General features: G+C 70.7%; 26 protein-coding genes. 15 read left to right on the forward strand and 11 right to left on the reverse strand.

All coding sequences use genetic code 11. From position 1 onward, the window contains the following. Positions 1-270 precede the first annotated feature (270 nt). From RS86_RS12800 to RS86_RS12820, 5 genes are all read left to right on the forward strand, one after another. Positions 271-609, forward strand: a complete 339-nt coding sequence (locus RS86_RS12800; protein WP_045272667.1) for a hypothetical protein — start codon at positions 271-273, stop codon at positions 607-609. Beyond that, on the forward strand, positions 609-1823 hold the full coding sequence (locus RS86_RS12805; RefSeq protein WP_045272668.1) for a hypothetical protein: 1215 nt from the start codon (positions 609-611) through the stop codon (positions 1821-1823). The genes RS86_RS12800 and RS86_RS12805 overlap by 1 nt, the downstream gene beginning before the upstream one ends. Positions 1824-1887: 64 nt before the next feature. Continuing rightward, positions 1888-2493 carry a hypothetical protein gene (locus RS86_RS12810; protein WP_045272669.1) on the forward strand — a complete coding sequence of 202 codons (606 nt, stop codon included), beginning with the start codon at positions 1888-1890 and terminating at the stop codon, positions 2491-2493. After that, positions 2490-3284 (forward strand): hypothetical protein, encoded by a 795-nt coding sequence (locus RS86_RS12815; RefSeq protein WP_045272670.1) that lies wholly within the window; start codon positions 2490-2492, stop codon positions 3282-3284. The genes RS86_RS12810 and RS86_RS12815 overlap by 4 nt, the downstream gene beginning before the upstream one ends. Positions 3285-3316: 32 nt before the next feature. Beyond that, positions 3317-3970: a hypothetical protein gene (locus tag RS86_RS12820; protein ID WP_045272671.1), complete on the forward strand. Its 654-nt coding sequence runs from the start codon at positions 3317-3319 to the stop codon at positions 3968-3970. A 33-nt stretch (positions 3971-4003) separates the two neighbouring features. Here RS86_RS12820 and RS86_RS12825 read toward each other — a convergent pair whose 3' ends face one another. Further along, entirely contained in the window at positions 4004-4489 is a 486-nt protein-coding gene (locus RS86_RS12825; protein ID WP_052680248.1) for a recombinase family protein, read from the reverse strand. 130 nt (positions 4490-4619) lie between these two features. Here RS86_RS12825 and RS86_RS12830 point away from each other — a divergent pair, with 130 nt between their 5' ends. Further along, positions 4620-5660 carry an NAD(P)-dependent alcohol dehydrogenase gene (locus tag RS86_RS12830; protein WP_045272672.1) on the forward strand — a complete coding sequence of 347 codons (1041 nt, stop codon included), beginning with the start codon at positions 4620-4622 and terminating at the stop codon, positions 5658-5660. A gap of 129 nt (positions 5661-5789) precedes the next feature. Beyond that, a complete protein-coding gene (locus tag RS86_RS12835; RefSeq protein WP_045272900.1) occupies positions 5790-6074 on the forward strand; it encodes a GIY-YIG nuclease family protein in 285 nt (94 codons plus the stop codon). Positions 6075-6293: 219 nt separating this feature from the next. Here the strand turns inward: RS86_RS12835 and RS86_RS12840 are convergent, their stop codons facing one another. Further along, positions 6294-7286, reverse strand: coding sequence for a malate dehydrogenase (locus RS86_RS12840; protein WP_045272673.1), 993 nt, complete (start codon positions 7284-7286; stop codon positions 6294-6296). An 83-nt stretch (positions 7287-7369) separates the two neighbouring features. Between RS86_RS12840 and RS86_RS12845 the strand changes: the two genes are divergently transcribed. Continuing rightward, positions 7370-8260 carry a neutral zinc metallopeptidase gene (locus RS86_RS12845; RefSeq protein ID WP_045272674.1) on the forward strand — a complete coding sequence of 297 codons (891 nt, stop codon included), beginning with the start codon at positions 7370-7372 and terminating at the stop codon, positions 8258-8260. Between the two features lie 88 nt (positions 8261-8348). On the opposite strand, the gene RS86_RS12850 is transcribed toward RS86_RS12845, so the two are convergent. The 3 genes from RS86_RS12850 to RS86_RS12860 form a co-directional block, all read right to left on the reverse strand. Next, positions 8349-10088 carry an aldehyde dehydrogenase family protein gene (locus RS86_RS12850; RefSeq protein WP_045272675.1) on the reverse strand — a complete coding sequence of 580 codons (1740 nt, stop codon included), beginning with the start codon at positions 10086-10088 and terminating at the stop codon, positions 8349-8351. Between the two features lie 58 nt (positions 10089-10146). After that, on the reverse strand, positions 10147-11523 hold the full coding sequence (locus RS86_RS12855) for an MFS transporter (protein ID WP_045272676.1): 1377 nt from the start codon (positions 11521-11523) through the stop codon (positions 10147-10149). Between the two features lie 185 nt (positions 11524-11708). After that, complete coding sequence (locus RS86_RS12860) at positions 11709-11972, reverse strand: glutaredoxin family protein (protein ID WP_045272677.1); 264 nt, start codon at positions 11970-11972, stop codon at positions 11709-11711. A 171-nt stretch (positions 11973-12143) separates the two neighbouring features. On the opposite strand from RS86_RS12860, the gene RS86_RS12865 reads away from it, so the two are divergent. Continuing rightward, the gene (locus RS86_RS12865; RefSeq protein ID WP_152642167.1) at positions 12144-13313 is read left to right on the forward strand and encodes a glycosyltransferase; all 1170 of its coding nucleotides are present in this window, start codon (positions 12144-12146) and stop codon (positions 13311-13313) included. 201 nt (positions 13314-13514) lie between these two features. On the opposite strand, the gene RS86_RS12870 is transcribed toward RS86_RS12865, so the two are convergent. The 6 genes from RS86_RS12870 to RS86_RS12895 form a co-directional block, all read right to left on the reverse strand. Next, positions 13515-14678, reverse strand: coding sequence for a polysaccharide deacetylase family protein (locus RS86_RS12870; protein WP_152642168.1), 1164 nt, complete (start codon positions 14676-14678; stop codon positions 13515-13517). Positions 14679-14736: 58 nt separating this feature from the next. Further along, complete coding sequence (locus tag RS86_RS12875) at positions 14737-15360, reverse strand: response regulator transcription factor (protein WP_045272678.1); 624 nt, start codon at positions 15358-15360, stop codon at positions 14737-14739. Beyond that, on the reverse strand, positions 15357-16613 hold the full coding sequence (locus tag RS86_RS12880; RefSeq protein ID WP_052680249.1) for a sensor histidine kinase: 1257 nt from the start codon (positions 16611-16613) through the stop codon (positions 15357-15359). The genes RS86_RS12875 and RS86_RS12880 overlap by 4 nt, the downstream gene beginning before the upstream one ends. A gap of 1 nt (position 16614) precedes the next feature. After that, positions 16615-17433: an ABC transporter permease gene (locus RS86_RS12885; protein WP_045272679.1), complete on the reverse strand. Its 819-nt coding sequence runs from the start codon at positions 17431-17433 to the stop codon at positions 16615-16617. A 1-nt stretch (position 17434) separates the two neighbouring features. Next, positions 17435-18385 (reverse strand): ABC transporter ATP-binding protein, encoded by a 951-nt coding sequence (locus RS86_RS12890; RefSeq protein WP_045272680.1) that lies wholly within the window; start codon positions 18383-18385, stop codon positions 17435-17437. A 99-nt stretch (positions 18386-18484) separates the two neighbouring features. Next, the gene (locus RS86_RS12895) at positions 18485-18883 is read right to left on the reverse strand and encodes a RidA family protein (protein ID WP_045272681.1); all 399 of its coding nucleotides are present in this window, start codon (positions 18881-18883) and stop codon (positions 18485-18487) included. Positions 18884-19021: 138 nt separating this feature from the next. On the opposite strand from RS86_RS12895, the gene RS86_RS12900 reads away from it, so the two are divergent. From RS86_RS12900 to RS86_RS12925, 6 genes are all read left to right on the forward strand, one after another. After that, entirely contained in the window at positions 19022-19213 is a 192-nt protein-coding gene (locus RS86_RS12900; protein ID WP_045272682.1) for a hypothetical protein, read from the forward strand. Between the two features lie 86 nt (positions 19214-19299). Next, entirely contained in the window at positions 19300-20511 is a 1212-nt protein-coding gene (locus RS86_RS12905; protein WP_052680250.1) for a sensor histidine kinase, read from the forward strand. Then, a complete protein-coding gene (locus RS86_RS12910; protein WP_045272905.1) occupies positions 20508-21170 on the forward strand; it encodes a response regulator transcription factor in 663 nt (220 codons plus the stop codon). Before RS86_RS12905 ends, RS86_RS12910 begins: the two co-directional genes overlap by 4 nt. A 416-nt stretch (positions 21171-21586) precedes the next feature. After that, positions 21587-21937: an SHOCT domain-containing protein gene (locus RS86_RS12915; RefSeq protein WP_045272683.1), complete on the forward strand. Its 351-nt coding sequence runs from the start codon at positions 21587-21589 to the stop codon at positions 21935-21937. Between the two features lie 174 nt (positions 21938-22111). Beyond that, entirely contained in the window at positions 22112-22852 is a 741-nt protein-coding gene (locus RS86_RS12920) for a GntR family transcriptional regulator (RefSeq protein WP_160299693.1), read from the forward strand. A 214-nt stretch (positions 22853-23066) separates the two neighbouring features. Continuing rightward, the gene (locus RS86_RS12925; RefSeq protein WP_045272685.1) at positions 23067-25259 is read left to right on the forward strand and encodes an alkaline phosphatase family protein; all 2193 of its coding nucleotides are present in this window, start codon (positions 23067-23069) and stop codon (positions 25257-25259) included. The last annotated feature ends 41 nt before the right edge of the window (positions 25260-25300 follow it).

Below are 25300 nucleotides of genomic sequence, written 5' to 3' on the forward strand. Positions count from 1 at the left end.
GGAGCTGACCACGGGTCTGAAGCAGGCGGTGGATGGCATCAATGACATGTCGGAGTCGCTGCTGGGGATGATGCGTGCGATCCAGGATCTGGACACGCAGCTCGCCGGCGGCTGACACCGCACCGCACGATCTCGGGGGACCGGTGGCTTCGGCCGCCGGTCCCTCTGTCGTGAGCGCGCATGTCGCGGATCCGATGGGGAGTCCTCCCCATCGACGCGCGCGGCGAGGTTCCCTAGGTTGATGTTGTCGGGTCGGAGGGGGAGGATCGCATGGCCGAGGCCATCTGGATCAAGTACGAGGAGCTGAGCGCGGTGAGCCTCAAGCTCAAGGACATCGTGACGGAGCTGGAGGGGGCCTCCTCTCGCACCGACGCGGTGCAGGACGCGATCGACTCGCCCTTCGGGAAGTCGAAGCTCAAGGACGAGGTCGGCGACTTCGAGTCGCGCTGGGACGACAAGCGCCACGACCTGGCCCGGGACATCGGGAAGGTCCAGGAGCACGTCCAGGGCGTGCTCGACGGCTGCAAGAAGTGGGACGAGGACACGGCGAAGAGCATGGAAGTCGACGCCACCGGACAGAACCCGCCGCGGAAGATCGGAACGCCCTGATGTACATGGAACGTTCGCCCAAGGGGCGCCAGATCGAGCGCCTCAAGGGCAATGCGGACACGATCTCGAAGCGCGGTGCGGAGATCACGGCTCTCGGCGACGCGATGGGCGAGAGCGCCTCTTTCCTGAAGTCGCTGCACGACAAGAGCTCGGGGCAGAAGGGCGAGGCGATCGAGAAGCTGCAGGAGATCGTGGGCGACACCCACGAGCAGCTCAAGCTCGCCGGCGAGCTGTACCGGCCGACCGGTCCGGTGCTGGTCTCCTACGCGACGACGCTCTCCGAGGTCCAGCCCCGGCTCAACGCGGCCGTGAAGAGCTGCGAGGAGCTGTGGACGACCTTCGCCGGGCTGCCGGGCTACCTGCCGGGAGACCGCCCCACGTGGGTCGTGCCGCCCAAGGAGGGCTCGGATGAGGCGACCGAGAACGCGCAGGACGACGCCTCGAAGAAGCAGAAGCACGAGGAGTTCGTCGCCGAGGCGCGCATCTTCGATTCCGAATACGACACCTGGGAGACCGCGTTCGACACCGCCGTCGACGGCATCGGCAACGCCACCAGCGGCAAGATCAAGGACGGCTTCTGGGACGACGTCGACGGCTTCGTCGCGGGAGCACTCGAGGTGCTGAAGGTCGTCGGCCTCATCCTCACCGTCGCCGCGATCATCATCGGCGGGCCGATCATCGCCGCCCTCGCCGCGATCGTCGCGATCGCGACCCTGGCGCTCACGCTCTACCAGTGGAGCCGCGATGACGCCGGGCTCACGGATGTCATCATCGCCGCGATCGGCGTCATACCGTTCGGCAGCATGGGCAAGCTGTTCGGCGGGATGAAGGGGCTGCGGGGCTTCGCCGACAGCGCGCTCGGTGGACTGCTCACCGGGGCGGGCCGCGCGCCGATCCGCCAGGAACTCACCAGGGTCTTCGGCAGCGGCACCGCCGCCTTCAAGTTCACAGGGTCGTTCGGCGCCGGAGCCCGCAACTTCTTCGGCACGCTGCTGCAGAACCACGGCGCCGACGGCCGCGCCGTCGACTCGATCGCGCGGTTCTTCACGGGCAAGGGGGCGACGGCCCTGAACAACATGTCCAGTGCCCCCGACATCCTGATCAGCGTCGGGTGGAACATGTACTCCCGCGCGAACACGATCGTCGGGAACATCCCGGGATCCGGCGGGTCGATCAATTCCGCGATCGTGCATGCCATCGCCGGCGACAAGTGATGCCGCAGGGCGTCCGTCCGCCCCGCGCAGGCGGGGATGACATGCTGGTGGCGGAGGGGTGCGGATGAGAGCTGTTGCCGAGGTCGGGATCGACGAAGAGCGCGTCGTCGTGCTCACCGGACGCAGCGACACGGACTGGGTGGCTGCGGCAGCCGCACGTCTCGGCGCGGCCGAGGACATCGCACCGATGCCGGTCGAGCTGCGCGCCGAATTCATCGCGCATGCCGCGACGGCCGTGACGCCGCACGACGTGCTGGCGCTGCAGCTCTGGCCGCAGGATGCCTTCCCCTTCGTCGTCCGGGTCTCCGTGCAGGAGTCCCCGGGGCTGGAGGAGGTACGTCGCCGCATCCGCGAGGGCGCCGCATCCTGGCGCGCGGTCTCGCCCTCGGAGCATCTCGGCAGCGGATGCCAGTGGATCTTCGACGGCGAGGTTCCCGGATCCGAACAGATCGCGACGCGAGGCTGGCAGGCGGTGTTCGCCGATGACGCCGTCATGACCGTGGTGACGCTGGAGCCCGTGCTCGCCGATGCCTTCCTGCTCGCGACCCCGCATGTCGCGGCTCTCGTGGACGATCTGCGGATCCTCGTGGACGGTGAGCCATGGCGGGGCGGCGACCTGAACCGCGGCCTCGTGATGGCCGACGAGGAGTGGCCGGGGGAGAGCCGATGAAGCGCGACCGCAGCACGACCGCATGGGCGAACGACCTGCCCACCGGCGCCAGGGTGCCGTGGGCGGAGGTCGAGGCGAGGGCGTTCCGCGGGCGTCCGAGGGTCCTCGCCGAACTCGGCGGGGCCGGGGCGTTCGAACGGCGAGGCGAACAGGCGCGCAGCCCGTGGTTCCTGCTGGCACTGGTCCTCGCCGTGCTGCCCGCGCTGGCCCTCGTCCTGCTGCCGGTGCTCGCCTTCACGGCGCTCGCCGGCAGTGACTTCGGGCTCGTCCTCGCCGACTCCGCCGTCGCGATCTCCGTCGCCGGGTGGCTCATGGTCGCCTCCGCCGGGTGGCAGGCCGTGACCCTGATCCGCGGGATGCTCGGTCGCAGCATCGCGGAATCCGAGGTGGGCGGCTGGATCGCCGCGGTCGTCGGCGTCGTCGCCGCCGTGATGATCGGAGCCAGGGGAACGGCCGACCAGGTTCCGGGCTGGCAGGTGTGGGCGGCGGTCGCCGTGGTGGCGGCACTGCTCGGCGCGGCCGTCGCGATGCTGGCCCGGCGGAGCCTTCGCCGCACGCAGCGAGATGGGCGCCGCGGCGACTCCGCGGCCGAGACGCTGCCCGATTCCGACGCGGTGGCGCGGCGCAGCGCCGCGATCGCCGCGATCCCTGCCGAGGAGCGGGAGCGGATCCGCGCCGAGCTCGCCGGGGCGATCGGGATCCTGCGGCGGCGCGGGATCATCTCGCCCGCAGACGCGCAGCGCGCACTGGAGGCCGAGCCCGGCTTCCTCGCGCGGAGGATGTCGTCATGACCGATGCCGGCGCGGGCCGGGGAGGAGACCCTATGAACGCCCCCGAGGGATCGACGGAGCGGATCAGCCTCCGGGCGGAGCTTGGTGCCGCCCCCGACCCGGATTTCACGCTCGTGCTGCCTCCGGGGTGGATCCGCAGGAGCGTCGACGGGGCCGTCGAGAAGGACATGCTCGGTGCGATGCGCAGCCGTCTGATGCAGGCGCACCGCCCAGACCTGTACGCGCAGATGGACCGGCTGCTGCGCGATGCGTTCACGCAGATGCGCCGGGTCGAGGCGGTCGCGATGTTCGTGCCGTCGGCCGACGCCTCCGAGGCCCTCTACCTGCCGGCTTCGCTGACCGCCAGCATCCAGCGCGCCCCGGCCGGAGAGAACCTCGACGCGGTGGTGCGAGAGGCGATCGCGGAGCGCGGCGCGACCGCGCTGCTCGAGGACAAGCGCTTCCTGCGCATGGAGACCGACGAGGTGCAGACCCTGGAGGGGGAACGGGTCGCGGTCACGACCGTGATGTATCTGACGCCGATCCCTGGTTCGCAGCGGCGCAGGGCCCTGCGCCTCGTGCTCGTGATCATGCGGCCGGTCGACGTGCCGGCGGACGATCCGCCGATGGTGGCGATGCGCACGCTGTTCGACCTGTGCGTGTCCACGCTGGCATGGCTCCCCGCGGGGGACGCCGCCTCCGCCTGAGCCGGCCTCGGTGTTGGTGCGCGGTGCGCGGCGTCAGCGCCCGGCGTCGGCGAGGTGGCGCGCGTCGTGGCTGAGCACCTTCACCATCACGCCGAGACGGCGCAGCGCCGCGACCGTCCGCGTCTCTTCGTCGATGTCGCGCCCGAGGGCGTGGATGTTGGCGACGACGAGCACGTCGCCGGGACGCAGCGTGTCGATGAGACGGCCGATGCGATCGGTCCAGCTCTCCAGGATGTCGGGCGCGGGGTGGCGGAAGCCCTCGATCGGCACGCCGAAACGGGTGAGGTCTTCACGCTGCTGCACCACCGAGGGCATGCCGTCACGGGCGACGACGAGGCCGACCAGACGGGATCCGTCGGGCTTGGCAGACCACCAGTCCCGGTTCTGCTGCAGCTCGGTGAAGCACTTGGGGCATTCCGCGGCCGCGTGCGGGAGATGCAGCGGGCTGGTGAGGGCGGCGTCGAGCGGCGCACCCGTGGTGCCGTCCGCATCGCCGTGCGTGTGCGTGGTCGCTTCCATGTCATCCGCCTCCGCCTCTATTGTGCCTTCTCCCACGGACATCGGCGTCCGGGGAGATGCGGATGCAGCTGTGCCATCACCGGGCGGAGTACGCTCGCACTGTCCCACCCCCGGAGCCCTGAGGAGCGCCATGCCCGTCGTCGCCGCCTATGCCGCACCGAGCGAGGGTGCACCCCTCGTCCCGACCACGATCGAGCGCCGCGAGCCCGGCCCGCTCGATGTCGTGATCGACATCGCCTACGCGGGCATCTGCCACTCCGACATCCACACGGTGCAGGGCGACTGGGGTCCGCAGCACTACCCGCTCGCCCCCGGTCACGAGATCGCCGGGACGGTCTCCGCCGTGGGATCCGACGTCACGCGGTTCGCCGTCGGCGACCGGGTGGGCGTCGGCTGCCTGGTGAACTCCTGCGGAGAGTGCGATGCGTGCCTGCGCGGCGAGGAGCAGTACTGCAGGGGCGGGGCGATCGGCACCTATGGAGCGACCGACCGTGACGGCACGATCACCCAGGGCGGCTACTCGCGCCAGGTCGTCGTCACCGAGGCGTTCGTGCTGCGGATCCCCGACGCGATCCCGCTCGACCGTGCCGCTCCGCTGCTCTGCGCCGGCATCACCACCTACTCGCCGCTGCGGCACTGGAACGTCGGCCCGGGCACGCGCGTCGCCGTCGTCGGGCTCGGCGGACTCGGGCACATGGCCGTGCAGATCGCGCACGCCCTGGGCGCCGAGGTCACCGTGCTCTCGCAGTCGCTGCGCAAGAAGGACGAGGGGATCCGGCTCGGCGCCGACCACTACCTCGCCACGTCGGATCCGGAGACGTTCTCCGCGAACAAGCGCTCCTTCGACGTGATCCTGAACACCGTCAGCGCCCCGCTGCCGCTCGACGCCTACCTGAACCTGATCGACACGAACGGCACCATGGTCAGCGTCGGTGCGCCGCCGGAGCCCATGTCGTTCCGTGCAGGCCTGCTGCTGGGCGGGCGCCGCTCGCTCGCCGGGTCGTCGATCGGCGGGATCAGGGAGACCCAGGAGATGCTCGACTTCTGCGCCGAGCACGGCATCGCCGCCGAGATCGAGCTCATCGACGCGGTGGGCATCAACGCCGCCTACGCGCGCGTGCTCGCGAGCGACGTGAAGTTCCGCTTCGTGATCGACGTCGCAACGATCTGACGCGCGCCGCGTGCTTCCGGTTCCTGAGTGAGCACGGCGTGCCTCCGGTTCCTGAGCGAGCGCAGCGAGACGAAGGACGCCTGTGGATAACAGAGGCGAGTGCGGCGGTCAATTCGGTACCGTGCGACCATGCCGCACGTCTACATCCTCCGTTGCGTCGACGACAGCTTCTACACGGGCAGCACCACGGACCTCGCCTGGAGGTTGGAACAGCATCAGGCGGGTTTCGGTGGCGACTACACGCGTCGCCGGCTTCCCGTGGAGCTCGCCTGGACCGCGGAGTTCGAGCGCATCGACGAGGCGTTCGCGTGGGAGCGCAGGATCCATCGCTGGAACCGGGCTAAGAAGCTTGCGCTGATCGAGGGGCGATACGACGACCTGCAAGGCTGGAGCAGGCGTTCGCGCGGACGCTGATCTCGTACCCACCTGCGCCCTTCGTCTCGTCGCTTCGCTCCTCGCTCAGGGACCGGGCGCTCCTCGGTTCCTGAGCGAGCGCAGCGTGCCTCCGGTTCCTGAGCGAGCGCAGCGAGACGAAGGACGCCCTTGCGCGGTTCGTCTCGTGGTTGCTGAGCGCCCTTCGTCTCGTCGCTTCGCTCCTCGCCCAGGGACCCGGGCGGCCACCCGCTGGCCCGGTCAGATCAGCCCGAGCGCGCGGACGGCGTCGCGCTCCTCGACGAGCTCGGCGACTGAGCGGTCGATGCGCTCACGTGCCCAGGCGTCGGGGTCCAGGCCCTCGACGATCCGCCACTCGCCGTCGACCGCACGCACCGGGAACGAGCTGATCAGGCCCTCCGGCACGCCGTACTCGCCGTGCGAGACCACGGCGGCGCTGGTGCGGCGCTCGCCGGTCCCGAGCGCCCAGTCGCGCACGTGGTCGATCGTCGCGCTCGCCGCCGACGCCACGGAGGAGGATCCGCGCACCTGGATGATCTCGGCGCCGCGCTTGGCGACCCGCGGGATGAACGTGCTCTCCAGCCATGCGCGAACGTCGCCGGTCTGCGCGGCGAGGGCCTCCGGCACGGGACGCCCTGCGACGGTCGCGTAGGCGACATCGGGGAACTGCGTCGCGGAGTGATTGCCCCAGATCGTGACGCCCGCGATATCGGCCACCGGAGCGCCGAGCGCCGCCGAGAGCTGACCGCGGGCGCGGTTCTCGTCGAGCCGGGTGAGCGCGCTGAACCGCTCAGCGGGGACGCCGTCGGCGGAGGCCGCGGCGATGAGCGCGTTCGTGTTCGCGGGATTGCCGACCACGGTCACGCGCACGCCCGCGGCGGCGTGCGCCGCGATCGCGGCTCCCTGCGGTCCGAAGATCGAGCCGTTCGCAGCGAGCAGGTCGCCGCGTTCCATGCCGGGGCCGCGCGGGCGTGCGCCGACCAGCAGCGCGTGGTCGGCGCCGTCGAAGCCCACCGCAGGGTCATCGGTCACCTCCACGTGCTCGAGCAGCCCGAAGGCGCCGTCCTGCAATTCGAGAGCAGCGCCTTCCGCGGCCGCGATCCCGGCCGGGATCTCGAGCAGCCGCAGCCGCACCTTCTCGTCGGGGCCGAGCATGTCGCCTGCGGCGATCCGGAACAGCAGCGCGTAGCCGATCTGTCCTCCTGCACCGGTCAGTGTCACCGTGGTGGTCACTTCGGCTCCCTTCGGTCGCGGCGCGACGCACAGTGCGAGCCTATGCCTCCCCGTTGGGGCGCAGACCGTGGAAAACTGTGCTCATGACGTTCAACCCGGATGCCGATGTCTCGGACAACAAGGTCAAGCGACGCAGCGGCGGTCGTACGGCGGCGATCGCCGGCGGCGGCGTCGTCGGACTCGGTGCGGTCGTGGTGCTGCTGATCAGCGCCTTCACCGGCGTCGACCTCTCCGGCCTCCTCGGCGGGGGGACCGGCACGTCGCAGAGCCAGCAGCAGGGCGCCGGATCCACGGAGGGATCCGTGCAGAACTGCTCCACCGGCACGGACGCGAACAATAGCGTCGACTGCCGCGTCGCCGCCGTCTCCCTGGTGCTGAACGACTACTGGGCGAAGAACGTGAAGGGCTATGTCGAGCCGGGGCAGATCAGCGTCGACGGATCCACCTCGACCCCGTGCGGCACCGCGTCGAACGACGTCGGCCCGTTCTACTGCCCTTCGGACCAGACCGTCTACATCGACCCGACCTTCTTCCAGCTGCTCAAGCAGCAGTTCGGCGCCGAGGCGGGCGACCTGGCGCAGGTGTACGTCGTCGCCCACGAGTACGGGCACCACATCCAGAACATAACCGGCACGATGGCGAAGTACCCGAACAACGGCACGGGCCCCGCGAGCAACGGCGTGCGCACCGAGCTGCAGGCCGATTGCTACGCGGGAGCCTTCATCGCTGACATGACGCAGGAGAAGGACAAGAACGGCGTCGCGTACATGAAGAAGCCGACCGACGCCCAGATCAAGGACGCTCTCAACGCCGCTGCGGCCGTCGGCGACGACCATATCCAGCAGCAGTCCGCGGGCTACACGAACCCGGAGAGCTGGACGCACGGATCCAGCAAACAGCGCGACTACTGGTTCGCGAACGGCTACAAGAACGGCCTGGGCCAGTGCGACACGTTCTCGGTGGCCACACCCTAGGGATCGTTGAGCGGGCGCGGCCTCTTTGCCCTTTCTCCCGGGGTCGTTGAGCGAGCGCAGCGAGACGAAACGCGGCGCTCTCGCGAGCTCAGGCCCGCATCGCCTGCACGAGCGTGCGCACCAGGGCGAGCACGCCGCCCTGGGCGCGGAACCGGGTCAGGCCCTCGCTGACCTCCGCGGCCGTGCGCGACGAGGCGAACCACGGCGGCTTCGGCAGGATCGTGAACCGTCCGCCGTCGCGCACGATCGACGCCGACCGCGGGAACGGCCGGAACGGTCCTCGCACCACCGAGCGCTCGACGTCGGCCAGCAGCAGCGCGTTGTGCACGACGCCGAGTCCGCTGCCCACGTCGGCGAGCGTGTTGCCCGGGAACGCGCCCCAGGTCACGGTGGGGGTGATGAAGCCGAACGCGGTCCAGGTGTTGATCGCGATGGATCCGTAGTGCAACGCGGTGATGGCCCGCTCGAAGCCCGCGCCGAGCGATGCCTCCGTGGCAGGGTCGATCAGCACATTCGCGCCGAGTGTGCCCTGCAGCTTCCCGTTCGCGTGCGCGACGGCGGCATCCAGGAACGCCTGGCCGGTGCCGGCCAGCTGCTCGACGCCCAGTACAGGGGCGAAGTACTCGGTCTGCTCCAGGGCGGACGGGTCGTCGCCCTCGCCGATCTCGACGAGCAGCCGGTCCGCCAGCACGAGCGCGTCGGGATAGGCGTCGGCCGCCTGCGCCATCCGCTCATCGGAACGCGGGTACCAGATGGGGCGCTCCGGGGCGAGCGCGTAGGCGCGGCGCAGTTCGATCAGGAACTGGTCCTTCTGCGCCCAGTCGCGGGAGAGCAGCACGACCTGCCCCGCGATGCAGTTGTGTCCGCCGTTCTGCAGGCGCATCGTCGCGACGTGCTCGGCCTGGAACCGCAGATCCTCGTCGCTCCAATGGCCCGGCACGACGATGATCGGCGAGACGCCGCCGAGCTCGGCCGTGATCGGCTTCTTCAGCCGCGGCCGGTTCTCGCGCTTGCGGCGCTTGGCCTGGGTGGCCCCCGAGCCCGTCGAAGGGCCCCACACGATCGCGTCGAAGGTCGGGGCGGATCCGGTGATGTGTACGTGCGCGAAGGCGTCGTGCGCGGTGAGGTAGGCGCCGACGTCGCCCGCGCCGCGCACGATCCGCAGGAAACCGGGGGCGATGAGCGGCGCGAGGGCCTTCTCGAACACCGGCACGAGCGCGTCCTGGGTGGGGTTGACCTTGAGCAGCACCACCCTGTCGTGCGCGAGGAGTTCGTAGAGCACGTCGAGCACGGGGATCGAGGTGATGTTGCCGGCGCCGAGCACGAGGCCGATGCCGCCGTCCGTGTCGGCAGGGGAGCGCTGCGCGAGACCCGCACGAGCCCTGGCATCGCCGGGCGTGACGCCGGGGGTGAGCCACACCTCGCCCGTGAAACCGGAGAGCAGCAGCTTGTCGATGCCCTCGAGCGGGAACGCGTGCACGCGGGTCTGCCCGCTCGCGGTGCGGTCGACGGTGAGGCCGTCGAGCGGGTTGCGGCCGTGCGCGATGCGGTCGAGCGTTTCGATGTAGGCGTCCAGCGCGCCGAGCGTCGCGTAGGGGCCGCTCAGCCACTCCTCGCCGCGGAGCGGGTGGTCGTCGCTCAGCTGCTTCGAGCGCACCGCGGAGCGCGCCCATGCCCGCGCGTTCGCGGCGACCGTGCGCCGCACTCCGCGCAGCAGCGTCACGCGCTGGCCGACGGTGAGAGCCGACCAGGCGGCGGATCCCTTCTGCAGCTCCGCGATCGCGCTCTCGATCGGTGCGCGGACGTCGTCGGCGAGGGTGTCTGGCATCGGGATCTCCTTCGGCGCGGTCTTTGTTCAGCGTACGCGCTCGGTGTGGAACCGAGTCTCAGCGATCGGCACCGTCGATGTCGCTGCGACGCAGTCGGTAGCGGGCCAGCGTCGCGAGGCTCAGCAGCATGAGCACGGCCGGGACGACGCTGAAGATCAGCACGATCCCGGTCACGGCGCTCCCCGGCTGCACGACCGCGCTCGCAGCGCCCGCGGTACGCGAGATGTAGCCGGTGACCGCCAGCACGACCGCGACGATCGTGGTGCCCAGCGCGAAGCCCACGGTCTCCGACGCCGTCCACATGCCGGTGAACGTGCCGGCGTTGCCCGGTCCGCTGTCGCGCTCGTCGTGCGAGATCACGTCCGGCAGCATCGCCATCGGCAGCGCCTGCATGCCCGCGTAGGCGACGCCTGCGGCGGCCACGGAGGCGTAGATCCAGGATCCGGGCATCCACAGCGCCAGCACGATCGAGGCGGATGCGACCAGGAAGATCGTCGACGCGATCCGGAAGGCGCGTTCCTTGCCGATCCGGCGCGACAGCCGCTCCCAGCCGGGGGTCGCGATCACGGCCGGGGCGACCAGGGCGATGAACAGCAGCGTGACCGCGCTCTCCGAGCGCATGACCCAGGTCGCGACGTACTGCGCACCTGCGAGCATCGTGCCGGTGGCGAGCGCCTGCAGCAGGTACGTGCCGAGCAGCGCGCGGAACGGCTGCGACCGGCGCACGGCGGCGAAGCCCGCGGCGTACTGCGCGCGGATCCCGACGTGCTCGACGGTCGCCGGGGCGGCGACGGCGTCGTCGGCGGTGCGCGCGGCGATGAGCATGCCCACGCCGATCACGATGCCGGCGACCACGCCCATCACGAGGTAGCCGATGACCGGGTCCCCGGTGATGCGGCGCAGCTCCGGGCCTCCGCCGCCGAACAGCAGGATCGTGACGGTGAGCGCGATCACCCGCCAGCTGAGCAGCCGGGTGCGCTCGTCGTAGCTCGAGGTGAGCTCGGCCGGCAGCGCGATGTAGGGGACCTGGAACAGGCTGAACGAGGTGGCCGTGGCGAGGAATGCCAGCAGCACGCAGATCACGCCCGCGACCGGACCGAACGCCGGCGGCACCGCGAAGGTGAGGGCGAAGAACACGGGCAGCGTGAAGGCCCCGATCAGCATGAAGCGCTTCCGGCTGCCGGTGCGGATGAGGCTGCGATCCGACCAGGCGCCGATCACCGGGTCGATCACGACGTCCCACACCTTCGCGAGGGTGACGATCGTTCCGGCGAGGATCGCGGCGACGCCGAGGTTGTCGGTGAGGAAGTACGCGAGCACCAGGCCGGGCAGCGTGGCGAAGCCCCCGGTGCCGAGAGATCCCGTGGCGTAACGGGCGACCGTGCGGGCGGGAAGGCGCGTGGGGGCTCGTTCAGCGCGAGCGGCGGTGCTCATGCGCGCCAGTGTATCGGCGAGCCCGGTTCCGTCCGGCCCGGGGGCTGCGGAACCCGGCTTTGGGGCGCACTTCCCCGTTTTGGGGCGCGCCACGCCCGGAATCCGTGTCAGGACGCGCCCCGAAACGGGAGAACGCGCCCCAAAACGGCGTGCGCGCACCCCGAACAGGCGCGCACCCCGGGGGGTCAGATCAGGGACAGCTCGCGCAGCTTGGCCTCGACGTCGGCGTTGGACGGCTCGACGTGGTGCGAGGAGTCGGGGTAGACCACCACAGGGATGTTCATGCGGCCGGAGATCTCCTTGGCCACGTCGGCGGCGGCGGGATCCTCGACCAGGTCGACGTAGGTGTAGGCGACGCCGAGCTCGTCGAGCTGCCTCTTGGTGCGGATGCAGTCGCGGCACCAGTCGGCGCCGAACATGGTGATCGTGTCAGAGGCGGGGGTGGTCATGAATCCAGGGTACGGCCCATCGGAGGGGGTGGGATCGGCGAGAAGGCAAGGGCCTTGCCCGGTGTTCACCGCCCGTTAGCCTGGGTGGGAGAGGGTGTCTGACGGGAAACGCGCAGGTTCCGCATGGTTTCGCATGGGACCATGTCGAGTCACGCGAACGGAGGAGGGGGCATGGGAGACATGTCGGCAGGGGAGAGGATCCCCGGTGCCACGGTCATCATTCCGACCTTCAACGAGCGGGATAACATCGCCGCTCTCATCTCGCGCGTCTCCGCCGCGCTGAGCGATCGCGACGGCGAGATCCTCTTCGTCGACGACAGCTCGGACGACACCCCAGAGGTGATCCGCACGCTCGCCGCCTCCGCGCCGATGCCCGTGCGTCTCCTGCATCGCGACAAGCCTGAGGGCGGACTCGGCGGTGCCGTGGTCGAAGGGATCCGGTCCGCGTCCTACGACGTCTGCATCGTCATGGACGGCGACCTGCAGCACCCGCCGGAGCTGCTCCCCGACATGATCGATCGCTACGAGGACGGCGATGCCGACGTCGTCGTCGCGTCGCGCTACATCGGCGGCGGCGACAACGGCGGCCTGGCGGGCGCCATGCGGGTGGGAGTCTCGCGGGGCGCGACGCTCCTCACCAAGGCGATGTTCCCGATCCGGCTCTCCGGAGCCTCGGATCCCATGACCGGCTACTTCCTCGTCGACCGGACCCGTGTGGATCCGGATGCGCTGCGGCCCAACGGCTTCAAGATCCTGCTGGAGATCCTGGTGCGCTCCGACGTGCGCATCGCCGAGGTCCCGATGGAGTTCGGCGAGCGTCTGCACGGACATTCCAAGGCGTCGTTCGTGCAGGGCATGCAATTCCTCAAGCACCTCGCCCGGCTGCGCTTCGGCAAGATGTCGCTGTTCGCGATCATCGGGGCCGTCGGAGCCCTCGCGAACCTCGTCATCATGTGGGCGCTCACGCACCTCGGCATGGAGTACGTCTGGGCGGCCATCATCGCCGCCGAGGTGACGATCGTCGGCAACTTCATCCTGCAGGAGCGCTACGTCTTCAACGACATGCGCGGCGACGCACAGGGGATCGCCGTGCGCTTCGCGCAGTCGTTCACGTTCAACAACGTCGAGGCCGCCGTGCGGATCCCGATCCTCGCGCTCATGGTCGAGAGCTGGCACATCTCGAGCATCCTGGCCGCGGCGATCTCGCTGGTCGCAGCGTTCTTCGTGCGCTTCCTGTTCCACTCGCTCGTCGTGTACGCGCCGCGCCGGTCCGTGCGCCAGGTGCGCAAGGCCGAGGAGCGTCGCGCGCGGCTCGAGGCGGAGACCGCCGCCGCGGAGTGATCCCGGCCGGTGGAGGGTTCTCCATCTGGGCGCCCCCGCGTGGTTTGGGGCGCGCGCCGACGATTTGGGGCGCGCCGCACCCGGAATCCGTGTCAGGACGCGCCCCAAAACGAAGGGACGCGCCCCGAACGGGACGACGCCGAACGAAGGGACGCACCCCGAACCGAACTACGGGGATCCCCGTAGCCGGACGTGTCGGCGTCAGCCGATGTTGTTCTTCAGCCCGTTGACCGTGTCGCCGTAGTTGATCCGGACCACGGGCAGCTGGAGTTTGTTCGTGCCGATCTTCACGTAGCCGAAGTCGATCGTGCGCGCGAGCAGGAACCCGGCCTTGGTCACGCCCTCCTCGGCGGTCGCGTTGTAGTGACCATAGGGGTAGGCGATGACCTCTTTCGCGCCGAGCACCTTCGCCGACTCCTCGAGGTCGGCGGCGACCTCATCGGCCGACAGGTTCACCATGCGTCCCTTGCCGTTGTCGCCGGCGCGGTGCATGTCGTTGGTGTGCGAGCGCTGCAGGACATAGGGCGAGGGCGATCCGTCCTTGCGCTCGCCGGTGATCACGAACGACGTCGTCAGCAGCTTCCGCTCCGTCACCACGGGCACCGCGAGCTGGAGCCAGGTCGGATCCGCATCGTCGTCGGTGATGATGAGCGAGTGCTGCGGCAGGAACAGCTTGCCGTCGATGAAGGCGTTCAGCTCGTCCCAGGTGGGCATGTAGAACTTCTGGGAGGCGACGTAGTCCATCTGCGCCTTGAAGTCCTCGATGTACACGTAGTTGTTGCGCAGCCAGCTGTCCTCACCCTCGGGCTTGGTCGTGAACTGGTGGTACATCAGGATCGGGATCTTCGACGCGGTCGCGGTGTTCTGCTCCGGCGTGGTCCAGGCGGCGTAGAGCGTGCGCTGGTTGTCCGTGCACGTGGTCAGCTGCGACCCGTTCACGCGGTCCGTCTGCACCTGCGCCTGCGCGGCCTCCGGGGTCGGATACCACCCGGCGAACACGGATCCGGCCCGCTCGGGAATGGGCAGGCCCGAGAACAGCACGCCCGTCTTCTGCAGCATCGGCGCGTGCTCGATGCCATCACCGGCGAAGGACACGGCGCACGCGGTGGCGGGGTCGGCCGCGGTCTTCAGCAGCACCTGCACGGGCGTGAGCGGCGTCGGCTTCGGGGTCGGCGTGCTGGTCGCGCCCGCCGCGGCCGCCTTGTCCTGGCCTCCGCCGAGAAGGGCCCGCACCGAGATGGTGCCCACGACGGCGACGAGCGCGACGGCGAGCACAGCGATCAGCCCGATGACGAGGCGGCGACGGCGGATCACCGCACGTGAGGGGCGCGGACGGCGCGACGAAGCAGGTGATCCTCCGGTCATGGTGCTGAGTGTAGGGGATCGATGGGGCCGGATCCTGACGCGATCATGAGCGCGCCGCTCAGAGCAGCCAGCCGCGCTCCTGGGCGATCCGTGCGGCGTCCGCTCTCGTGCGGGCCTCCAGCTTCTGCATCGCCGAGGACAGGTGGTTCCGCGTGGTCCCCTCGGACAGGTGCAGCGCGAGGGCCACATCGGAGATCGTGCCGCCGTCGCGGGCGGCCGCCAGCACCTCGGCCTCGCGCGGGGTCAGCGGCGACGGGCCCGCCGTGAGCGCGTCGGTGGCGAGCGCGGCGTCGATCACGGTCTCGCCCCGCATCACGCGCCGCACGACGTCGGCGAGCTCGGAAGCCGGGGTGTCCTTGACCACGTAGCCGGCGACCCCCGCGGACAGGGCGCGGGAGAGGTATCCGGCGCGGCCGAACGTCGTCACGATCACGATCCGCACCCCTGGCAGCGCCTGACGCAGCTGCGCCGCGGCGGTGAGTCCGTCGATGCCGGGCATCTCGACGTCGAGCAGGGCGATGTCGGGGCGGTGCTCCTGCGCGGCGGGGAGCACCTCGTCGCCGCGTCCGACCTGAGCGGTCACCACGAGATCGTCTTCCAGACCGAGCAGCGTCGCGAGCGCGCCGCGTACGAGCGCCTGGTCGTCGGCGAGCAGGATCCGGATCGGCGCGTTCGCCGTCATGCAGTGACCTCCAGCAGGAATCCGCCATGGCGGGAGCGGCCGATCCTCAGCGCGCCGCCCGCGTCGGCCGCGCGCTCGGCGAGTCCGTGCAGGCCGGTGCCGGCCGGTTCGTCGGCGGGGCGGGGCGCCGGCCCCACGCCGTCGTCCTCGATCGCGATGCGCCCCGGACTCAGCATCACCCAGCAGTTGGTCGCCCCGGCGTGCCGGATCACGTTCGTGACGGCCTCGCGCAGCGCCCAGCCGAACAGCTCGCGGTTGCGCTCCGGCACATCGTCCGTCGTCATCGGCAGGTGCGCCGTGATGCCCGCGGCGGGCAGCAGGGTGCGCAGCGAGGCGAGTTCGCTCGCGATCCGCACCTGACGGTAGCCGGAGACGACCGCGCGCATGTCGCCGAGCGTGGCCCTGGCGAGGGTCTGCACCTCGTGGATCTCCGCCACGGCGGCAGCAGGATCCCGATCGGCGAGCTTCGCCGCCAGATCCGCCTTGAGCGAGATGGCGGAGAGGGAGTGCCCGAGGATGTCGTGCATGTCGCGGGCGACGCGGTTGCGCTCCTCCTCGACGGCGACGACGGCGAGCTCCTTCTGCGTGCGGCGCAGCTGAGCCAGGGTCTGCAGGTTGCGGGTGAAGGCCGCCATCAGGGTGCCGATGGAGAGGATGATCAGCGGCATCGTCCAGGGCGGGGTGCTCGTCGGCTGGAAGGCGCCGTCGACGAGGTTCATCACGAACGACACGGCGGACAGACCGATCACGGCGAGCATGGCGCGGAAGTCGCCGCCGAAGCAGAGCGCGGCGGAGACCGCGACGTACGTCCACAGTCCCGACAGGTCGGGCCCGAGCACGACGAGGAAGGGCAGCGACAGCAGCAGGAGCCCCGCCGGAGGGACCCACCGCCAGCGGTCGGGGAGTGCCATCGCCACGGGGAACGAGAACGTGAAGAGCGCGCCGTAGACGACCACCGCGAGTCCCCAGAACCAGGATCCCGGCGCGGGGAGCTGGGTGAGGATCGGCACCAGGATGAACCCGATGATGAACACCTGGCTGATCAGAGCGCCCGGATACCAGCGTTTCGCGCCGGGGGCGCCGAGCGTGAGCCGCAGCCGGGCCCAGCCCGTGACACCGTCCAGGGACGGTGCGTCGAGGAAGCCGCCCTCGCGGATGCCCAAGCGCGTCACGAAACCGAACCGACCCGCACGACGAGCAGGGCGTGCGGCCGCAGCCGGCACGCCCTGCTCGTCGCAGGCGTCGTCCGTCACCTCAGACGCGCTTGGTGTCGCGGCGGAACATCAGCACGGCCAGCGCCGTGAAGATGAGGAACCAGGCGATGAGGTTCGGCACGGCCCAGCCGTTCGGCGCGACGCCGATGACGGCGGACTGGGCGAGTTCGGCGATGCCCCACAGCGGGGTGAATCGTGCGCCGACCTGTACCGCGTCCGGCATGATCGCGAGAGGGACGAACAGGCCGCCCATGAAGCTCAGGATCGGGAGGATCGGTCCGAGGTAGCGCATCGCGTTCTGCGCGGGGAAGGCGTAGCCGACCGCGAGACCGAGGCTGGTCAGCATGAGCGAGCTCAGCCAGGCGAGGACGCCGGCCGGGATCAGGTTGCCGAGCGGGGCGGTGATGCCGAGCGCTGCACCGACGATCAGCGTGACGAGCACGGCGATGCCGCCGAGGACGAGGCCGCAGATGACCTTGACCAGGATGTACACGATCGGGTTCAACGGCGTGAGGCGCAGCTGCCGGCTCCAGCCCTGGGCGCGTTCCGCGGCGACGGAGACGCCGGTCATCGTGCTCGCGACCATGGCGCCGTACACGGCCATCGAGATCATGATCGGCACCGCGGCCGACATTCCCCCTTGGCTGACCGGGACGCTCGAGATGGACGAGTTCTTGTTCGGCAGCCCGATCATGACCAGCATCGCGATCGGGAAGATCAGCGTGAACACGACCACGCTCGAGTTGCGGAACAGGCGCTTGAGCTCGACGCCGAGGAACGTGAGGCTGAAGCCGCCCATCGGCGGTACGCGGCGGGAGGACGGATCGATCCGGTCCAGGCGCTCGGTGGCGGTGGTCATGTCATTCCCCTTCCGTGTCGTCGCCTGTGAGCTGCAGGAACGCCTGCTCCAGGTTCTGGCTGGTGATCGTGACGTCGTGCGCGGACGTGCGCGTGAGCAGATGGCGGGCGACGGCGTCGGAGTCGTTCGCCCGGATGATGATGCGCGGGCCGCGCACCTCGACGGAGTCGACGCCCTCCAGGGCGGCGATCTCGGCCTGGCCGGAACCGCTCGCGTCGTCCCATTCCGCCTCGACCGTGCGGCCGGAGGCCATCGCCTTGATCTCGGCGGTGGTGCCGTCCGCGACGATGCGGCCCCGGCGGATCAGCACGATCCGGTCGGCGTACTGGTCCGCCTCTTCGAGGTAGTGCGTCGCGAAGAGCACGGTGCGGCCGCGCTGGGCGTCGGCGTGAATCGCCTGCCAGAACGAGTGCCGTCCCTCCACGTCCATGCCGGTGGTCGGCTCGTCGAGCACGATGAGCCCAGGATCCGACACCAGCGCCATCGCGAAGCGGAGCCGCTGCTGCTGGCCGCCCGAGCACTTCTGCACCTTGCGGTCGGCGATGTCGGCGATGCCGGCCCGTTCGAGCGCGGCGTCGATGCTCGTGGTGTGCGTGAACAGCGACGCGGTGAGTTTCATGGTGTCGCGCACGGTGACGTCGCTGAGCAGGCCCCCGGTCTGCATGACCGCGGAGACGAGGCCGCGGCCGATCGCCTGGCGCGGGGTCAGCCCGAACAGCGACACCTGGCCGGCGTCGGGCTGGGAGAGGCCGAGCAGCATGTCGATCGTGGTGGTCTTACCCGCGCCGTTCGGCCCGAGGAAGGCGACGACCTCGCCCTGCTTGACGGAGATGTCCACGCCGTCGACCGCGGTGAAGCCGCGGAAGTGCTTGGTGAGTCCGGTCGCGGTGATCGCGGGATGCGGCGCGGCGGGGGCCTGGATGACGGTCCGCGCCGTCTGGGTTTCGCTCATGATGTCGCCTCGTTCATGTCATCCAGTCTGCTCCGCGCGGCGCGAGGCGCACGATGAACGATGTCATGGATCCGCTATGACATCCGTCACAGGTCAGGGTCAGGGCGCCAGCGCGGCGACGGCGCCGATCTCGACGAGCGCGCCTGGTACGCCGAGCCCCGCCACGAGCGCGGCGGTGACGAGAGGCGCTGCGCCCTCGCGCGCGAGCTTCGGGCCGACCGCGCCGTAGGCCGCGCGCAGATCCGCGTCCTGATGGAGCAGCACGGTCCAGCTGACGACATCGGCGAGGGTGGCCCCGGCGGCGGCCAGGGCGGCTGCGGCGTTGTCGACGGCGCGGGCCGACTGGACGGCGACGTCATCGGAGACGACGGCGCCGGTCTCATCGACGCCGTTCTGGCCGCCCACGTGGATCATCGTGGATCCGGGCGGGATCACGGCGACATGGCTGAACGCGGGGCTGTTCACGAGCCCCGGGACCTGCGGGTAGGAGATGCTCATGCCCGCGAGCGTAGCCACCGGCTCCGACATCGCGGCGTTGCGGGTGATGCGGGCCGCTCGGGCGGGCCGTGGGGCGGCCGGGTCGAGGCGGTGCGGTGCGACGCGATAGACTCGAGAGGCTCAACAGGAGGTTGCCCGGTGATCCTTCACTACATCGTGTTCGGAATTCTGTTCCTCGGCGGATTCGTGCTGCTGGGCATCGCCCCCGGCCTGCCCGCATGGCAGGGTCCCGTCTTCGTCGCGGGCATCCTTGCGATCTGCCTGGCCCTCGCGTACATGATGCGCGAGCCCGGCGGCGCCACCAAGCGCTCGCGCTCCTGGGAGAACTGAGCTCCCTCCGCGTACTCCCCGGGGAGTACGCCGACGGCACACCTTCGGAGGATCCGCCCCCTGCGCGGCGCGATTAGCATCGGAGGATGTCGGATCAGCCGCTCGACCATGCCGTATGGGGCAGGGCGGCGGCGTTCGGAACCGATACCGGACGGATCCCGGCCGGGCCGCCCCCACGCCTCCTCCTGATCGCGCCGGTCGTGCTGTGCCTGCTCGTGCAGGTGCCGGCCTCGATCTGGGTCGCCGCGCACGCCGACCACGGCCTGCACTGGCGGATGGCGCTGCACCTCCTGCTCGCCGTCGCGGGGCCGCTGGCACTGCTCGCGGCCCGGCGGTTCCCCGGCCCGACGGTCGCCCTCGTGTCCGCGCTCGCACTGCTCGACGTCCTCACCACGCCCGTCTACGGGCCGCCGTACCTCGCCCTGGCGTTCGCGATCGCGATCGCCGTGGCCCGCGGCGCCGCGGTCTGGGCTGCCGCCTCCGTCGCGACCGCGTGGGTCGCCGCGATCCTCACCGGCGTCGCCATCGGCCGGATCTGGCATCCGGGGCTCATCGTCGCGGCCACGCTCGCCCTGGCCGCGAGCTTCGCGATCGGCGCCTTCGTGCGGACGCGCGGGGCGAGGATCGCCGCGATGCGCGCCGATGCCCAGCGTCACCGCCGCAGCGCCGAGGAGCGCGAGCGCGTGCGCATCGCCCGCGAGCTGCATGACGTGCTGGGACACGCACTGTCGCAGATGAACGTGCAGGCGAGCGTCGGGCTGCACCTGTTCGACCGTGACCCGGAGCAGGCGCGCACCGCGCTGCAGAACGTGAAGGACACCTCGAAGCTGGCGCTGGAGGAGGTGCGCGGCGTGCTCGGCGTGCTCCGCGATGGGGAGGCGCCGCTCGTCCCGCAGGCTGAGCTCGCGGAGCTCCCGCGGCTCATCGCGGGCCTCACCGCTCCTGGCCTCGACATCGAGCTCGACGACGAGCTCGCCGGTCACGCGCCCAGCCGCGCGGCGCAGTTCGCCGCGTACCGCATCGTGCAGGAGGCGCTCACGAACGCCGTGCGGCATGCGCACGCCCGCCATGTGCGCGTCGTGCTGGAGCGCCAGGACGGGCTGGATCCGGTTCTCGTCGTGACGGTGTCCGACGACGGCCGCGGCTTCGGCGGAGCGGATCCGGAGGTCTCGGGACACGGCGGCGTCCTCGGAATGCGGGAGCGGGCGGCGCTGCTCGGCGGCACGATCGCGATCGGCGACGACGAGGCGGGCGGTGCGCGCGTCGTCGCGAGGCTGCCGTGGGGGAGGGCGTCGTGATCCGGGTCGCTCTGGCCGATGACCAGCTGCTCGTGCGGGCGGGGTTCCGCGCGCTGCTCGACGCGGAGGACGGCATCGAGGTCGTGGCCGAGGCCGCGGGCGGACGCGAGCTGCTGGAGCGCATCCGCGCGACGCCCGTGGACGTCGTGCTCATGGACATCCGCATGCCCGACGGCGACGGACTCTGGGCCACGGAGCAGATCGCGGCGGACACTGCGCTGGCGGACGTGCACGTCGTGATCGTGACGACGTTCGAGCTCGACGAATACGTGGTGCGGGCGGTGCGCGCCGGGGCGGCGGGGTTCCTCGTGAAGGACACGGAGCCCGCTGATCTGGTGCGCGCGGTGCGGGTCGTGGCGGCCGGTGACGCGCTGCTCTCGCCGGGCGTCACCAAGCGGCTGCTGGAGCGGCTCACGGTGGGGCTGCGAGATGCGCCGGAGGCGACGGTGCTGGACGGCATCACGGAGCGCGAGCGCGAGGTGCTGCGCCTCGTCGGCCTGGGGCTGACCAACGACGAGATCGCGGAACGGCTGTTCCTGAGTCCGCTCACCGCCAAGACGCACGTGTCCCGGATCATGGCCAAGCTGCACGCCCGCGATCGCGTGCACCTCGTGGTCATCGCCTACGAGACCGGCCTCGTCGCCCCCGGCTGGCAGTAACGAGTCGTCCCCCTCAGGGGACGCTATGGGCCCCGCTGACGGGGACGACTCGGAAATGCGTGGGTCCACCTTTGGGTCGTCCCTGTGAGCGCACGCTATGGCCTCCGCTGACGGGGACGACCCAAAGAGCGGTGGAGTGGACCTCCACTTCCGAGTCGTCCCCATGAGCGGATGCTGTGGGCCCCGCTGACGGGGACGACTGGAAGTGGAGCGGGCCACCTCTTGGGGTCGTCCCCATCAGCGCACGCCATGGGCTCCGCTCATGGGGACGACTCGAAAGTAGGGGGACGAGGGCGGGTGTACTCCCGGGGGAGCAAGGGGAATCACTCCCCGGGCCGGATTCGGTGGGGGGCGCGGATCGCGAGGCTGGATCCATCGGTCGAGATGCGACCGAACCGATCCAAGGATGGTCACTCATGATCGCAACCGTCGCGGCCGTCGCCGCGCACCCCGGGCACTGGGGCATGGCCCCGTTCTGGCCCTTCTTCATCATCGGGCCGCTGATGTTCCTCGTCATCGTAGGCCTGCTCATCGCCCTCCTCGTGCGTCGTCGTCGCTGGGGCGGTCCCGGTCCGTGGGCCTGGCACGGCGCTCCGGGAGCCCACGGCGCGCAGGCGCCCTGGGCCGGCATGGCGCAGCAGGGCGGCGCGGCGCAGAGCCGCACCGCGGAGCAGATCCTCGCCGACCGCTTCGCCAAGGGCGACGTGGATGAGACCGAGTACCGCGCCCGGCTCGAGGTGCTCCGCGCGAACCGCCCCGAGGCCTGAGCCTGACAGCTGAGGCCTGAACCTGACAGCTGAGGCCTGAGCCTGACAGCCGTGGCCTGAACCTGCGACCGGTCGGCCCGTCGTGCCTGTGCATGGCGGGCCGCCGGCGCGCGTGCGCGAGAATGGGGGCATGCTCCGGCCACCGATCCCCTGTCCTGCATGTGGGGGCGGGACGTGACCGAGGGATCCCGCGACAGCTCGCGCACGGCGCAGATCTCCGCGGATCTGCGCCGGCGGATCTCCGAGGGCGGCTTCGCCGCCGGCACCCGGCTGCCGAGCGAGGCGATGCTGAGCGCCGAGTACGGCACGACGCGCAGCGTGATCCGCGGGGCGCTCGCCCGTCTCGCCCGTCTGTCCCTCGTCGTCTCCCGGCCGCGGGGCGGATGGATCGTCCAGGCCGCGCACCAGACCCAGGGCTTCGCGCGGATGCAGTCGTTCACGGAGTGGGCGAGCGAGGGAGGGCGCGTCCCAGGGGGCGCGATCACCTCCCGCACCGTGGGACCCGCGGATGCGCGTGAGGCGCAGCAGTTCCGGATCCGGCTCGGCGAGCCGCTGCTCCGGTTCGTCCGACTGCGCACGCTGGACGGGCTGCCCGTCATGATCGAGCGGTCGGTCTGGGCGCCCTGGGTGGCGGAGGTCATCACCGTGGTGCCGGATGACGTGCGCTCGACCACGGTCGCGCTCGCCGAGGCCGGGATCCGCGTCGCGTCGACGAACCACCGGATCGAGGCGGCCGCCGCGACCACCGAGGATGCGGCGCTGCTCGGCGTGCGCCGATCGAGCCCGTTGCTGCAGGTCGGCCGCACCACCACGACCCGCGAGGGCAGGCTCGTGGAGATCGGCGTCGACCGCTACCGCGCCGGCGCGATCGCATTCGAGATCGAGGCGGGGCAGACGGTCCGCACCGCGCTCTGAGCCGGGGCTGCGTTTCGTCTCGCCTTCGGCTCGCTCAACGGCCGGGGCTTGGTAGGCGGGAGACAGCCCAGTGTGCACGCTCGGCGGCCGGATCAGGGGTGCACAGGGCCGATGCCACCGGCTCGTCCTCCCGCGTTCACCCGCCGTTCCCCTCGGCTTGCTCTCCTCGAGGTCGGCGCCCGCTTCCGGGTGCCCCGTCGTCCCGAGGAGCGTCATGTCCAGCGAGCCCGTACCGTTCAGCCCGGATCCCTACGAGCGCACGCGAACGGTCCCCGACGAGGTGCTGCGCAGCGGCATGAGCCGTCGCGGAATGCTGCGCGCCCTCGGCCTGCTGGGCGGCGCCGCCGCCGTGGGCGCCGGCTTCGGCGCGGGGGCGGCGGCCACCTCCGCCTCGGCCGCCGGCGGAGCGGGCACGGGAGCGGCCACCGCCGGTGCGCCCCGGGTCTACGCCCTGCCGGAGGGCTTCTCCGGTGACATCACCGACATCAAGCACGTCGTGGTCCTCATGCAGGAGAACCGCTCGTTCGACCACTATTACGGCGCTCTGCCCGGCGTGCGCGGCTTCGACGACAAGCAGGCCCTCCGGTTCCAGAACGGCACCGACGTCTTCTCCCAGCCGCAGGGATCCGCCTTCGTCAAACCCAGCCGGGTGACCACGGTCGCCGGCACCACCACGGGCCTGGACCACTCGTACTCCGGCGGCACGTCGGCGTGGGCCGGCGGACGCTACAACAACTGGATCGGCGCCAAGGGCGCCAACACCATGCACTACGTCTCCGGCGAGGAGATCCCCTGGCAGTACTCGCTCGCGAGCGCCTACACGATCTGCGACAACTGGCACTGCTCGGTCATGGGACCGACCACGCCGAACCGGCTCTACGCCTGGACCGGCACCTCGGGCGGCGTCGTCGACAACGGCGGCGAGTCCAACGGCAACCGCACCTGGCAGACCTACCCCGAGGCGCTGCAGGCCGCAGGCGTCTCCTGGCGGATCTACGTCGACAACACGAACAACGGATCCAGCTGGGTCGGGGACTACACCGACAACCCGATCCGCGGCTTCAACGCCTTCACGACGTCCGGCTCGTCCGCACAGGACATCGCGAACCGTGCCGACGCGACCAAGAACGCGGCCGGCACGGGACTGGTGTGGCGGGCGGGATCCGCGCCCTACGCGTCGACCGGGGTGACCAACAACGACAGCGACGCCAACCTGAACGGCGTGCTGAAGGACTTCATCGCGGCCTGCAAGCCCGGTGCGCAGTACCCGCTGCCGCAGGTCTCCTGGATCGTCGCGCCGTACAGCTGGTCGGAGCACCCCTCGGCGAACCCCGAGCACGGCGCGCACTTCTCGAACCGCGTGATCCAGACGCTGCAGAGCAACCCGGACATCTGGAAGAGCACGCTGCTGATCATGACGTTCGACGAGAACGACGGCTACTTCGATCACGTGCTGCCGCCGTTCGCCGAGCCCGGCACCCCGGGCGAGTACAACGGATCCACCCCGATCGGATACGGCGCCCGCATCCCGACGATCCTCGTCTCGCCGTGGACGCGCGGCGGCTGGGTCGGCACCGAGACCTTCGATCACACCTCGCTCATCCGCTTCCTCGAGACGTGGACCACCGCGATCGGCACCCCGGCGATGTCGACCACGATCAGCGCCTGGCGCCGCGGGATCAGCGGCGACCTCACGAGCGCGATGGACTTCGCGCACCCCGTGATCGACGTCCCCTCGCTGCCCGACACCGACGCCCTCGTGCAGATCGCCCGCGCGGGCGGCACGATCGGCACCCAGGTGCCGCCGGCCGACAAGTGGTCGAGCACCCCGCTCAAGCACCGGCCGCTGTCGTACCACCCGCACGGCGTCTTCGTGGAGGACCGCAAGACGGGCAAGGTCAGCGTGCAGCTCAGCGTTGTCGGAGGTGCTGCGGGCAAGGCACTGAGCCTGCAGGCGTTCCCCGACAAGTACCTGCCCTTCGCGAACACCCCGTACACGGTCTCCGGGACGAAGCCCGCGACCCACGTCTGGGACGCGACGGCGCAGGACGGCCGCTACGCGTTCTCGGTGTACGGCCCCGACGGATTCATCCGCGCGCACGCTGGCACGGTCCTGCCCGTGGGGCAGAACGGCGGCGCCGTCCCCCGCATCGACGTCGATCTCATCGCGGGGGAGACGCCGACCGTCAAGATCGCGCTGCACAACGACGGCCGCCAGAGCGTGCACTACGCGCTCACGCCGAACGACTACGCCGGCACCGCGCAGCGCATCTGGGTCAAGCCCGGCGCGACCGAGACGGTGAGCTGGCCCACATCCGAGGGCTACTACGACGTCGTCGTCACCGCCGACACGAACAGCGGCTGGCGGCACCGCTACGCCGGTCGCGTCGCGCAGCTGCCGGCCTGACCGCCATCCACCCCGCCGAGCACCCGATCACGCCCGCACCC

The sequence above is a fragment of the Microbacterium azadirachtae genome (assembly GCF_000956505.1).
Lineage (GTDB): Bacteria > Actinomycetota > Actinomycetes > Actinomycetales > Microbacteriaceae > Microbacterium > Microbacterium azadirachtae_A.